The sequence below is a fragment of the Roseixanthobacter finlandensis genome, assembly GCF_043195105.2.
In the GTDB taxonomy this organism is placed as follows: Bacteria; Pseudomonadota; Alphaproteobacteria; order Rhizobiales; family Xanthobacteraceae; genus NCEH01.
Genome location: NZ_CM195536.1, coordinates 696,475 through 709,598, shown reverse-complemented (window position 1 = coordinate 709,598; position 13,124 = coordinate 696,475). Strand labels below are relative to the sequence as shown.

The window sequence follows — 13,124 nt, the reverse complement described above, 5'->3', positions numbered from 1 at the left end:
CGGAATCCTTGTGCCATGTCCCAGCCTGCCCGTATCGAGAACGACGCCTTCGGCCCGGTGGAGATTCCCGCCGGCCGCTATTGGGGGGCGCAGACCCAGCGCGCCAGCGCCGTGTTCGACGTGGGCGAGGAACGCTTTCCCGCCGGGCTCATCCACGCCTTCGGCCTTCAGAAGATCGCCGCCGCCCGCGCCAATCGCCAGCTCGGCGTGCTGGACCCCGCGCTCGCGGACGCGATCGAGGCGGCGGCGGGCGAGGTGCTGGCGGGCCGCTTCGACGATCACTTCCCGTTGCGCATCTGGCAGACCGGCTCCGGCACCCAGACCAACATGAATGCCAACGAGGTGATCGCCAACCGCGCCAATGAGTTGCTGGGCCAGCCGCTCGGCACCAAGGCGCCGGTGCACCCGAACGACCATGTGAACCGCTCGCAATCCTCCAACGACAGCTTTCCGACCGTGATGCACATCGCCACGGTGCAGGAATTGCGCGCACGGTTGCTCCCCGCTCTGGCCGAATTACATGGCCAACTCGCCATCAAGGCGTCGGCGTTCGCCGACGTGCTCAAGATCGGCCGCACCCATCTGATGGATGCCGTGCCCATGACCATGGGCCAGGCGTTCGATGCCTTCGCCCGGCAGATCGCCAACGGCATGGCGCGCCTCGAAAGCGCCATGCCCCGCCTGTGCGTGCTGCCCCAGGGCGGCACGGCGGTGGGCACCGGGCTCAATGCCCCGGTCGGCTTCGATGCAGCCTTCTGCGCGCAAGCCGGCGCGCTCGCCGGCGTGACCTTTTCCCCCAACCCCAGCAAGTTCGAGGGCATGGCCGCCCATGACGCGCTGGTGGAGGCCTCGGGCGCGCTGAACGTGGTAGCGGTCTCCATGATGAAGATCGCCAACGACATCCGCCTGCTGGGCTCGGGGCCGCGCTGCGGGCTCGGGGAACTGATCATCCCCAATGACGGGCTGACCTCCTCCATCATGCCCGGCAAGCGCAACCCGACCATCGGCGAAGTCGTGGTACAGGCGGCGTTCCAGGTGATGGGAAACCACGCCACGGTCACCGCCGCAGGCGCCTCCGGCAATTTCGAGCTGAACGTCGCCAAGCCGGTGCTGATCTACAATGTGCTTCAGTCGATCCGGATCCTGGCCGACAGCGCGCACATCTTCGCCTCCCGCCTGATCGCCGATCTCGACGTGGACCGTGCGCGGCTCGCGGAAAACGTCGCGAACGCCTTGCTGGTCGTCACCGTGCTCAATCCGGTGATCGGCTACGACAAGGTGGCCCAGATCACCACCAAGGCGCTGGATGCGGGGATGACGCCACGCGAAGCCGCCATCTCCCTCGGCCATCTGACGGGCGAGGATTACGACCGGCTCGTGAATCCCGCCCTCATGACGCGGCCGCAGGCCGGCTGAGGCCCCGGCCGCGGAAATCCCCAAGGCGTGCGGGCCCGGACGTGCGGCTCCTGAGGAGACGCCGCCCGGACCCTTTCACCACAGCGCGCGGCTGCGGGCGAAGAGCGTTATTGCAGGCGTTCGTCCGCCGGATGCAGCGGCAGGACGATGTCCGCCCCGGCGTCGGCGGCTGGCGGGGCGGCCTGGGTGAATTCCACCGGCGTCAGGGCGCGCCGGTTCACCGTCAGCTGGAACACGTCGAAGCGATTGTAATAGCCCACCACGTCCTGGAACTGCTTGGGCACCACGCAGCGCTCCAGATCAATGTCGCCATAGACGATGCCTTCCTCGTCCTTGAGCGTCGCGCCCATGGGCTGCCCATCCGGGCCGATGATCATGGATACGCTCTTGGATGCCTCCTCCAGAAGCTGGCGGACGCGGGTATTGTCGCGGCTGATGAGGTCGATGGCCTCGGGTGGCAGGAAGCCGGAGGCGACGATGTTGAACAGCTTGCCCTCGAACGCATGGGCGCCGGCGCGCAGGCGGATGGCGGCTTCCAGATCATAGGCCGGCTCGCCCGGCGGATGGGTCGGCCAGCGCGGCGAGAAGGACGAGATGTGCACATTCTCGCCCTGCGCCAGCAAGGTGAAGCGGGCAAGGCCATTGGTATTCTCGCCGCAGACCAGGGCGCCGATGCGGCCGATGCGCGTATTCGCGACCCGCAGGCCGCTGCCGTCGCCATTGGCCCAGGTGAGCTTTTCCCAATAGGTCGGCACCAGTTTGCGATGCACGTTCAGCAGCGCGCCATCGTCGCCGATGAGGACGTTCGTGTCCCACACGCAGCCGTCGGAGATGGGGGAGGCTTCGTTGATGCCCATGGAGACGAACACCCCGAGGCGCTTGGCGACGCCCCGCAGCCGCGCCATTTCCGGCCCGTCGATCTCCACCGCCGAGCCGACGAGGCCCTTGAAGAATTCATGGGTATCCACCGGCGCCCAGACGCCGGACCACACCGGGAAGGAGGCGATGAAGGCTTCCGGGAATGCGATCAGCTCGGCGCCGTTGCGCGCGGCCTCCTCGATCCAGGCGCAGGCCTTGTCGAGCGTCGCCTCGGTATCGAAATAGACCGGCGCGGCGTGGCACGCGGCGGCTTTGAAGCGCGGATAGGTTTTCATCTCGGGTCCTTTCTGGAAGACGTCTCTTGAACGGAAAACTACGTCGGTCTCAGACCGCGTAGCGGGCGATCGCCTCTTCGTTCCAGGCGATGCCGAGGCCCGGCTCGTCGCTGGCGCGCACCTTGCCGTCCCGAAGCATCAGCGGCGTGCGCAGCACCGGCCCGGCGAGGTCGAAATATTCGACGAAATGGGCGGTGGGCGTCACCGCCATGAGGTGGGCGCTCGCCTCCTGGAAGAAATGATTGCTCACCGGCATGCGCGCCGCCTGGCAGATCGCCGAGGCCGCGAGCCAGCCGCTGACCCCGCCCACCTTGATCAGGTCCGGCATCATCAGGTCCGAGGCGCCAGCGGCGACGCTTTCGGCGATGGCGCAGGGGCCCCACAGGTTTTCCCCGAGCTGGAGCGCGGTCTTCGTCTCGGCCGCGATGCGGGCATGGCCGGCGGTGTCGTCGTAGCGCGTCGGCTCCTCGATCCAGCCGAGCCCCTCGCCATCCAGCAGGCCGCAGCGATGCACCGCGTCCGGCACGGAGAGGCTTTGATTATAGTCGATCAGCAGCGCCACATCGGCGCCGATCGCGCGCTTCACTGCCCGCACCACCGCGAGATCTTCCGCAACCGTCGGATAGCCGATCTTGATCTTCACCGCGCCGAACCCCTGCTGCACCGCCATGGCGCAGGCGCGGGAGAGATCGTCCGCGCCATCCATGCCGAAGCTGGCATAGGCCGGCAGGTCCATGGCCTGCCCGCCCAGCAGCCGCACCAGCGGCAGGCCGGCGCTTTTGGCATGGGCATCCCAGGCGGCGATATCGAGCGCACCAAGCGCCATATCCAACAGGCCCGGCGTGCCGGCGAGGCGAAAGCGCGCGCGCAGCACCTGGGTCAGCGCATGGGGCAGCAGTTCCTGCCCCTCCAGCAGGCGGCCCACGTCCCGCGTCGCCTGCGTCAGGGCTCCCAGAAGCACCGGCGTATAGGCAAACGCATAGGCATGGCCGGCGAGGCCGGTGTCGGTCTCAAGATCGACCAGCACCAGCGGCGCGCTTTCCATCACCCCGCTCGCCGTGCGCAGCGGTCGCGAGAGGGGCGCACTCACCGGGCGGGCCGTGACACGAACGATGCGGGGGGCGGAGGGCGACATGCTCTGGAGCATCTTCTTGAACATCCTCTGAAATGACCCTTCAGGAACCGGCAGGCTGCAGGGCCGAGGCAAGCACGCGGGCGACATGGAGGGCGTCCACCCTCGCCCCGTCGAAAATCTGGTGACGGCAGCTCGTGCCGTCGGCGATCACCAGCGCCCCCGGCGCGGCCTTGCGGACCGCCGGCAGCAAAGTGAGTTCGGCCATGGCGAGGGAAGCCTCATAATGCTCCGCCTCATAACCGAAGCTGCCGGCCATGCCGCAGCACGAGCCCTCCACCTCGGTGACCTTCAACCCAGGGATCCAGGAGAGCACGGTGTGGATGGGGCGCACAGCATCGAACGCCTTCTGGTGGCAATGGCCGTGCAGCAGCGCCTGCGATGCGCCGAGCGGGTGAAAGCGCGGGGCAAAGCGCCCGGCGGCATGCTCGCGCACCAGGAATTCCTCGAACAGGAACGCCGCCTTGGCGAGCCTGCGCGCCTCCTCGCCATAGCCATAGCTGAGGAATTCGTCCCGCAGGCTCAGCAGGCACGAGGGCTCCAGGCCGACGATGGAAACGCCACGCTCCACGAATGGCAGGACGGCATCAAGCAGGCGCCGCGCCTCCGCCTTCGCCGCATCCACGAGGCCGGCGGCAAGCAGGGTGCGGCCGCAGCACAAGGGCCGTCCGCCCCCGCCGGCATGCAGATGCACCCGATAGCCGGCGGCTTCCAGCACGTCGCGGGCGGCGGCGGCATTCTCCGGCTCCATGTGATTGTTGAAGGTGTCCACGAACAGGAACACTTCCTTTTCCACCACACCGTTCGCAGCGCCATTCGTCGCGCTTGGCCGACGGCCAAGGAAGGAGCGGCGGAAGCGGGGGAACGCGCGCGCGGGCGCTAGCCCGAGGCGTCGCTTCAGCCAGGGCGCGAGAACCGGCAGCCTTTCCCCGAGCGCCAGCAGCCAGGAGACGCGGCCGGCGAAGGGGGCATAATGCGGCATGTAGGCGACCATGCGCTCGCGCAGGCGCAGCCCGTTTTCAGCGACCCAGGCGGCGCGCGCCTCGATCTTCACCTTGGCCATGTCCACGCCGGTGGGGCAATCGCGCTTGCAGCCCTTGCAGGAGACGCAGAGGTCCAGGACCTCCTTCACCTCGGCGCTGGCAAGGCCACCGCGGCCGATCTGCCCGGAAAGCGCGAGGCGCAACGTATTCGCGCGGCCGCGCGTGACGTGGCGTTCGTCCTTCGTGACGCGATAGGAGGGGCACATGGTGCCCGCGTCGAATTTGCGGCAATGGCCGTTGTTGTTGCACATCTCCACGGCCTTGGCCAAGCCGCCGGAGAGATCGCCGCCGGTGCCGGGCGCGGTCTCAACGCCGGTCTGCGGATCGCGCGTGACGTTCCACGCGGACCAGTCCAGCTTCGGCGACAGCGGCAGTTCGCGGTAGCCGGGCGCGAAGCGGAACAGGCCCGCATCATCCATCTTCGGCGGGTTGACGATGCGATCCGGGCTGAAGCGATTTTCGGGATCGAACAGGGCCTTGATCTGCTGGAACGCCCGGTTGATCTTCGGCCCATATTGCCAGGCCACCCATTCGCCCCGGCACAGGCCGTCGCCGTGCTCGCCGGAATAGGAGCCCTTGAAGTGCCGCACCCAGGCGGCGGCTTCTTCCGCAAGGGCACGCATCTTCTTCGCCCCGTCGCGGCGCATGTCGAGGATCGGCCGCACATGCAGCAGCCCGACGCCGGCATGGGCGTACCACGTGCCCTCCGTGCCGTATTTGCGGAAGGTTTCGGTCAGGGTCTGCGTGTATTCGGCCAGATGTTCCAGCGGAACCGCGCAATCCTCGATGAAGGAGACGGGCTTCCCGTCACCCTTCATGCTCATCATGATGTTGAGGCCGGCCTTGCGCACGTCCCACAGCGCCTTCTGCTGGGCGGGGTCCATCAGTTCCACCACGACGCCCGGCAAGCCGAGATCGCCCATGAGCGCCACGAGGCGGCGCAAATTGCGCGTCTCCGTCTCCAGGTCCTCGCCGGAAAACTCAACCAGCAGCAGCGCTTCCGGTGCGCCCACCAGCGCCGTCTCGACCACCTTGCGAAATGCGGGATTGGTGAGCGCGAGATCGATCATGGTGCGATCCACCAGTTCCACCGCCATGGGGTCGAGCTTCACGATGTGCTGCGTCAGCTCCATGGCCTGGTAGAAGGTGGGAAAATTCACCACGCCCAACACCCTTTGCGTGGGCAGCGGGGAAAGTCGCAAGGTGATCTGCCGGGTGACGGCCAGCGTGCCTTCCGACCCCACGAGGAGATGGGACAGATTGGGCTCCCCGCCGGGCGAATAGGGTTTGGGGTTCTGGCAGTTGAACAGGTCGAGATTGTAGCCCGCGACGCGCCGCAGAACCTTGGGTGTGCGCGCGACAAGTTCGGCATCCGCGCGCCGGGCGATGGACTGGATCTCGCCCACGAGATGCCGGGTCTGCGCGCTCGCCTCCATCTGCGACAGCGGGCCGAACCAGAGCTGCCGTCCATCGGGCATGACCGCGTCGATGGCCTCCACATTGTGGACCATGTTGCCGTAGCGCAGCGAGCGCGAGCCGCAGGAATTATTGCCCGCCATGCCGCCGATGGTGGCCTGGGCGCTGGTGGAGACATCCACCGGGTACCAGAGGCCGTGCGGCTTCAGGAATGCGTTCAGATGATCGAGGACGATGCCCGGCTCGACCGTCACGGTGCGCCGGCCGGCGTCGAAATCGATGATTTTGTTCAGCCACTTGGTGGTGTCGAGGATCAGCGCCTCGCCGATCGTCTGCCCGCACTGGCTGGAGCCCGCGCCCCGCGCCAGCACCGGCGCGCCGTGATCGCGGGCAATGTCGAGCGCGCGCCGCAGGTCGTCCTGGTCCTTCGGCACAACCACGCCGAGGGGCATGATCTGATAGATGGACGCGTCGGTGGAATAGCGCCCCCGGCTCGCGGCGTCGAACATCACATCGCCGCGCACCTCGGCGGCAAGATGCCGGACGAAGGGGGAAAGCGCATCGGCGCCGGCGCGCATCGCCGTGGCAGCGGAGGCCGTTTTTGCGGGCGCGGGGAAAACCTGTGTCATGTTCGCGCTCTGTCGGGGCTGGGGCGCGGTCGCAGGCGCCCGCAAGGCCGGGCGGCGGCGATTCCGCGACGATCTGAAAAGCCCTCGCGGCCGACGTTCAACCGCCGCCCGCGAGGGAAGGAGGACCCGGCGATGGGGGAGCCGGATCCAGGGTCACGGCATCAGGCGACCTTGGCGGCGGGGCGCGGCACGGGACGGGCCAGGCGATCCATGGCGGCCACCACGCCGCTGCCGGCGAGCGGCACACCGGAGAGTTTCAGCCCCATCTCGCAGCCGCCGAGGGCCGCCAGGAGCGAGAGGTCGTTGCAATCGCCGAGATGGCCGATGCGGAACATGCGGCCCCGCATCTTCCCGAGGCCGGTGCCGAGCGAGAGATCGAACGCCTCGTAGATGATCTGGCGCACCGCATTGGCGTCGACGCCCGGCGGCGTCATCACGCCGGTGAGCACGGGCGAATAGACGCTCGGGTCGGCGCATTGAATCTCCAGCCCCCAGGCCTGGACGGCGGCGCGGCACGCCTCGGCCAGGCGCTGATGCCGCGCGAACACCGTATCCAGCCCCTCGACCTCGATCATCTCGATGGCTTCGCTGAGGGCATAGAGCAGGTTGGTGTTGGGGGTATAAGGCCAGTAACCGGTGGTATTGGCCGCAAGGATCGGGGCCCAATCCCAATAGGCGCGCGGCAAGGTGGCCGCCTTGCTGGCAGCCAGCGCTTTCGGCGAAAGGGCGTTGAAACCGATGCCCGGCGGCAGCATCAGGCCCTTCTGGGAGCCGGAGATGGTGACGTCCACGCCCCATTCGTCATGCCGATAATCGGCCGAGGCGAGGCCGGAGATGGTGTCCACCATCAACAATGCGGGGTGGCCCTCCGCATCGATGGCGCGGCGCACCGCGGAAATGTCGGACGTGACGCCCGTGGAAGTTTCGTTGTGCACCACGCACACCGCCTTGATGCGATGCTCGCTGTCCGCCCGCAGCCGCTCGCCGATCATCGCCGCCTGCACCCCGCGCCGCCATCCCTCGATGCCGGGAAGGCCGATGAATTCAGGCTTCAGGCCAAGGTTCAGCGCCATCTCGTGCCAGAGGGTGGCGAAATGGCCGGTCTCGTACATCAGCACCGTGTCGCCGGCGCTCAGCGTGTTCACGAGCGCCGCTTCCCAGGCGCCGGTGCCCGACGCGCCATAAATGATGACCGGGTGCGCGGTTTTGAAGATGCGCTTGATGCCTTCGAGGATCTTGAGCCCCAGCGCGCCGAACTCCGGCCCGCGATGATCGATGGTGGGATAGCTCATGGCCCGCAACAGACGATCCGGCACCGGGCTCGGGCCAGGAATCTGAAGGAAGTGGCGGCCCGAGGGATGGAAATCGAGAGTGAGCATGGTTCCTCCATTCGCCCGTGGGGCGCCGTGGCACGCCTGTCGCCGGCCATTCGGCCCTGTTTTGCGATCGGTTCGGCGAACCTTGAAGGAACTATCCCATTGCCGTTTTTTACTGTGAATTGAAAATAACGCGTAAAATAATTGCCCTACAGCTAATTCAGACCGGCTTTCCCTGCGCCGGCAGGGTGCGCGCGACGCCGCGGATCTGCGCGATGAACGCCTGGGTGGCCGGTGCCCATTCGCTGCGCCGAAAGGCGACCGCGATCTCGGAGAGGATCTGCGGCGCCGCCAGCGGGCGATAGGTGACGCGCTCGATGGTCACCGCGCGCAGCAGCGAATTGGGAATGACCGCGACGCCAACCTCAAGCGACACCAGCACCACCACGGCGGTGAGGCTTCCGGGCCGCGGACCGAGCTTCGGTTCAAAGCCGCCGCGCCGCGCCACTTCCAGCGTGCCGGCATCCTGCTCCGGCAGGATGAAGGTCTCGCCCCGCAATGCCTCCGGCGCGATCTGGTCATGGGCGGCCAGGGGGTTCGCCTCGGGAAGCGCGACCACGAAAGGGTCGCGCAGAAGCGTCACCGAGAGAATCCCCGGCGGATAGGCTATGGGCGGGCGCAGGAACGCCACGTCGATGCGCCCATCGTCCAGCATCTCCGGCAGCAGGTCCATGGCGACCTCACGGCAATTCACCTCCACGCTCGGATGGGCGGCGCGGAAGCTCGCCACCTGCTGCTGCAACACCCCGGCATAGGCGGTGGACGCGACATAGCCCAATTCGATGCGGCCGAGTTCTCCGCGCCCGGCCCGCCGGGCCGTCTCCTCCGCCCGCTCCGCCTGCTGGATGACCCGGCGCGCGTCGTCGAGGAAGATCTCGCCCGCGCTCGTCAGGTGCACCGAGCGCTTGGTGCGCTGGAACAATCGTACCCCCAGCTCGCGCTCGATCTCCTGGATCTGCTTGGTCATGGAGGGGGGACTGATGCCGAGTTGCTCGGCCGCCCTGCTGAAATGGAGATGCTCCGCCACGGCGACGAAGTAACGGAATTGGCGGATCTCCATACGCGCCTCTATTAGTCTGAGCGCAATTAAGTGGCGCGTGGACGACAATACACAACGGCGCGAGTCGGCCGCAGGATGAATGACCTAACCAGACGGATTTGAATCCGCGGGGACAGATCATGCACATGCGACTGAAAGTTCGTTTTACCAGGGCGTCAAGCCACGTCCGCACCCTGCGACCTCCAGACCTGCGTCAGAGCCGACGCAGATCGTCCGCTCAGCCTGCCGCCGCCGGCTGACCATCGCCGGGCCTCGTCCCGGCAGCGGATCGATTAACGCCAGGATCACACCAGGACCGCCCGCCGCCGCCATTGGCTGCGAACGCGGACCGGCGCCTGAAGCCCATGGATTGCGGCGGCCGCGCCGTCGCGCCGCGCCGGCTGATAGCCCGCGCCCCACGCGCGGCAGCTGCCCACGCGGCGCCACACCCCTTTGTTCATAAAAAGGAAGCCTTCCCGATGGAAATCTGGACCCAGGTCTACGACCCGTTCGGCAGCGCCCTGCTGTCGACCTTGATTGCGGCCATTCCGGTCGTCCTGTTGCTGGGGCTCATCGCCTTCGGCCATGTGCAAGCCCATATGGCGGCGCTGATCGCGCTCGCCGCCGCGTTCGCGGTATGCGTGTTCGGCTTCACCATGCCCCCGGCCATGGCCGGCAAGGCGGCCTTTCTGGGCATGTTGAACGGCCTGTTCCCCATCGGCTGGATCATCGTCAACGTAATCTTCCTCTACCGCCTGACGGTGGAGAACGGATCGTTCAAGACCTTGCAGGAATCCATCGCCGGCATCGTCCCAGACAGGCGCCTGCAATTGCTGCTGATCGCCTTCTGCTTCGGCGCCTTCTTCGAGGGCGCGGCAGGCTTCGGCACGCCGGTGGCGGTGACGGGGGCGATCCTCATCGGGCTCGGCTTCTCGCCCCTGGCGGCCTCCGGCCTCGCGCTGATCGCCAATACCGCACCGGTGGCATTCGGCGCCCTGGGCACGCCCATCATCACCCTCGCCTCGGTCATGCAGCTGACCGGCAATAACGAGCACGACGCCTTCCAGCTCGGCGCCATGGTGGGGCGGCAATTGCCGTTCTTCTCGCTCATCGTGCCGTTCTGGCTGATCTGGGCGTTCGCCGGCTTCCGCGGCATGATGCAGATCTGGCCGGCGATCCTGGTGTGCGGCGGCTCGTTCGCCGGCATGCAATTCCTGGTCTCGAACTTCCACGGGCCCTGGCTGGTGGATGTGGTGGGCGCCCTGGTTTCCATGGCCTGCCTCGTCGGATTCCTGAAGGTGTGGCGCCCCCGGCAGATCTGGGAAAGCCCGAGCCTGCGCAACCGGCCCGACGATGAACCCGTTCGGGTCGCGGCCCCGGTGGCGCTCGGCGCCGCCGCCACCCCGGCGGGCGAGCTTGCGGGCAAGACCTTGGGCAAGACCTCGGGCGAGGTGCTGCGCTCGTGGGTGCCGTGGATCATCCTGTGCTTGTTCGTATTCCTCTGGGGCACGCAGACCTTCAAGGATCTGGTCAATCCCCTGTTCGCCCCCAAATGGCCGATCGACGGGCTGCATAACCTGATCCAGAAGGTGCCGCCGGTGGTGCCCAAGGCGGGCCTGGAAGGCGCGGTCTTCAGCTTCAACATCCTCACCATGACCGGCACCGGCATCTTCCTCGCGGCTTTGGTCGCGGGCCTGGTGATGCGCTATTCGCCGCGCCGGCTGCTTTCCGCCTATGGCGAAACGCTCTGGGTGCTGCGCTATTCGCTCATCACCGTGGCGGCGATGCTGGCGCTCGGCACGCTGACCAAATATTGCGGGGTCGATGCCACACTCGGCCTCGCGTTCGCCGGCAGCGGGGTGCTCTACCCCTTCTTCGGCACCTTGCTCGGCTGGCTCGGCGTCGCGCTGACCGGCTCCGACACCGCCTCCAACGTCCTGTTCGGCGGACTGCAGAAGATCGCCGCCCAGCAACTCGGCCTCTCGCCGATCCTGATGGGCGCGGCCAACACTTCCGGCGGCGTCATGGGCAAGATGATCGACGCGCAGTCCATCGTGGTGGCGGCAACGGCCACCAATTATACCGGCAACGAAGGCAAGATCCTGCGCTTCGTGTTCTGGCACTCGATCGTGCTGGCGGCGCTGGTGGGCGGGCTGATCATGCTACAGGCCTATGTGTGGCCCTTCACCGCGATGGTCATTCACTGATCCTGCCATCGCAGTCAGGCCACGGCGGCGAAGCCTCGCCGTGGCCATCCGCTCATTCGCCCGCCATGTCGCCCAGGGAAGCGGCGGCGGAATGCGGCTCCGGCGCGTCTCCCGCCGCCACTTGGACGGGGATGAGCCACGTCACGGCCGCGGTCAGGAGCGCGACCAGGAAGACGCCCCAGAAGGTCGCATGCAAGGCCCGCTCGAACACCGCCATGACCGCGGCATCGTCATGCACCGCCAGCAGTCCGGTGGTCTGGCCGAGCACTTCGTGGACCCGCTGCGCCAGTTCGGTGCTTGAGAAATGCAGCAGGCCGAGGTTGACCATGGCGCCCACAACGGTGGCGCCGAGCACGCTGCCGAGGCTGCGCGCAAAGATGTTCGAGGCGGTGGCGCTGCCGCGCATGGACCATTCCACGCTTTCCTGGATCAGCACGATGCAGGTGAAGCTCGTGGTGCCCATGCCGATGCCGACCACGAAGGAACCGATGCCCGCCAGCACGGGATGGCTCGTCGGAGTGAGGAACAGCAGGATCGCGCACCCGCCGGGCAGCATCAGGCTCACCCCCCGCAGCGCCCGGCGCAGACCGAACACGCGGTAAAGGCGCATCGACTGGCTCACCGCCAGCGGCCAGCCGAGGATCAGCATGGTGAGCGCCAGCCCCGCGACGATCGGCGAATAGCCGAGCACGCCCTGGACATAGAGCGGCAGAATGGTGGTGAGGCCGATCAGCAGGATGCCTACCAGCAGCGCGGTAATGTTGCAGGTGGCGATCAGCCGCCGCTTCCACAGATCGAAGGAGATGATCGGCTCGGCCGCGCGCCGCTCCTGCCACAGGAACAGCAGGCCGAACACGACGAACAGCGCTCCGAAGCCCGCCATGATCGAGAGCGCGCCGTCGGTCTCGCTCAGGACGATCAGCAGGGAGGCGATGGACACGCTGAACAGGCCGGCGCCGAGATAATCGATCTTCGTGGTCCGGGCCTCGACCTTTTCGTGCAGGAAAAAGACGAAACCCGCGACCGAGAGAAGGCCGATGGGCACGTTCATCCAGAAGATCCAGGCCCAGGAGACATAATCTACCAGCAGGCCGCCGACGAGCGGACCCACCACCGCCGAGCCGGCCCACACGCTGGCAAGCATCCCCTGCACTCGGCCACGTTCCTCCAGGCGATAGAGATCGCCGACCAGGGTGATGGTCAGCGGCTGGATCGCACCCGCGCCAATGCCTTGCAGCAGGCGGAACGCCACCAGCGAAAACATGGACCAGGCAAAGCCGCACAGCAGCGAACCGACGAGAAACAGCAGCGTCCCGCCGATCAGCACCGGCTTGCGGCCGAAAATGTCGGCGAGCTTCCCGTAAATCACCGTCGTCGTGGTCTGCGCCAGCAGGAAGGCGGAGAACACCCAGCTGTAATGGCCAAACCCGCCGAACTGCCCGACGATGCTCGGCATGGCTGTGGCGATGATGGTCGATTCGATGGCCACCATGAACGTGCTGAGCAGGATGGACGCAACGAGATAGACGCGGTGGCTCTGGGGAACTTGGACGGACATCGGCGATCTGGGCTCGCGAAATCAGGGCGCCCGAACCCGGTTCGAAAACGGGGAATGTCGCCGCCACGCAACGGCTCGGACGCGACCATCGAACGCAGGAAACGGGCGCTTCAATTCAAAGGCTTATGGATGTGGCGCCGGCGCTGAGCCTGCG

8 protein-coding genes are annotated in these 13,124 nt (G+C 67.0%); 2 read left to right on the top strand and 6 right to left on the bottom strand.

From position 1 onward, the window contains the following. Positions 1-15: 15 nt before the first annotated feature. Positions 16-1,416 carry a class II fumarate hydratase gene (locus tag V5G24_RS03305; RefSeq protein WP_394079524.1) on the top strand — a complete coding sequence of 467 codons (1,401 nt, stop codon included), beginning with the start codon at positions 16-18 and terminating at the stop codon, positions 1,414-1,416. Between the two features lie 107 nt (positions 1,417-1,523). Here the strand turns inward: V5G24_RS03305 and V5G24_RS03300 are convergent, their stop codons facing one another. The 5 genes from V5G24_RS03300 to V5G24_RS03280 form a co-directional block, all read right to left on the bottom strand. Further along, positions 1,524-2,570: a carbon-nitrogen hydrolase family protein gene (locus V5G24_RS03300; protein WP_394079522.1), complete on the bottom strand. Its 1,047-nt coding sequence runs from the start codon at positions 2,568-2,570 to the stop codon at positions 1,524-1,526. A 49-nt stretch (positions 2,571-2,619) separates the two neighbouring features. Then, entirely contained in the window at positions 2,620-3,717 is a 1,098-nt protein-coding gene (locus tag V5G24_RS03295) for an enolase C-terminal domain-like protein (protein WP_394079520.1), read from the bottom strand. A 28-nt stretch (positions 3,718-3,745) separates the two neighbouring features. Beyond that, positions 3,746-6,790, bottom strand: coding sequence for an FAD-binding and (Fe-S)-binding domain-containing protein (locus V5G24_RS03290; protein WP_394079518.1), 3,045 nt, complete (start codon positions 6,788-6,790; stop codon positions 3,746-3,748). A 161-nt stretch (positions 6,791-6,951) separates the two neighbouring features. After that, on the bottom strand, positions 6,952-8,169 hold the full coding sequence (locus tag V5G24_RS03285; RefSeq protein WP_394079516.1) for a pyridoxal-phosphate-dependent aminotransferase family protein: 1,218 nt from the start codon (positions 8,167-8,169) through the stop codon (positions 6,952-6,954). 157 nt (positions 8,170-8,326) lie between these two features. Next, on the bottom strand, positions 8,327-9,226 hold the full coding sequence (locus V5G24_RS03280) for a LysR family transcriptional regulator (RefSeq protein WP_394079514.1): 900 nt from the start codon (positions 9,224-9,226) through the stop codon (positions 8,327-8,329). Between the two features lie 458 nt (positions 9,227-9,684). Between V5G24_RS03280 and V5G24_RS03275 the strand changes: the two genes are divergently transcribed. After that, entirely contained in the window at positions 9,685-11,412 is a 1,728-nt protein-coding gene (locus V5G24_RS03275) for an L-lactate permease (RefSeq protein WP_394079512.1), read from the top strand. A gap of 52 nt (positions 11,413-11,464) precedes the next feature. Here the strand turns inward: V5G24_RS03275 and V5G24_RS03270 are convergent, their stop codons facing one another. Continuing rightward, on the bottom strand, positions 11,465-12,970 hold the full coding sequence (locus V5G24_RS03270; RefSeq protein ID WP_394079510.1) for an MFS transporter: 1,506 nt from the start codon (positions 12,968-12,970) through the stop codon (positions 11,465-11,467). Between the last annotated feature and the right edge of the window lie 154 nt (positions 12,971-13,124).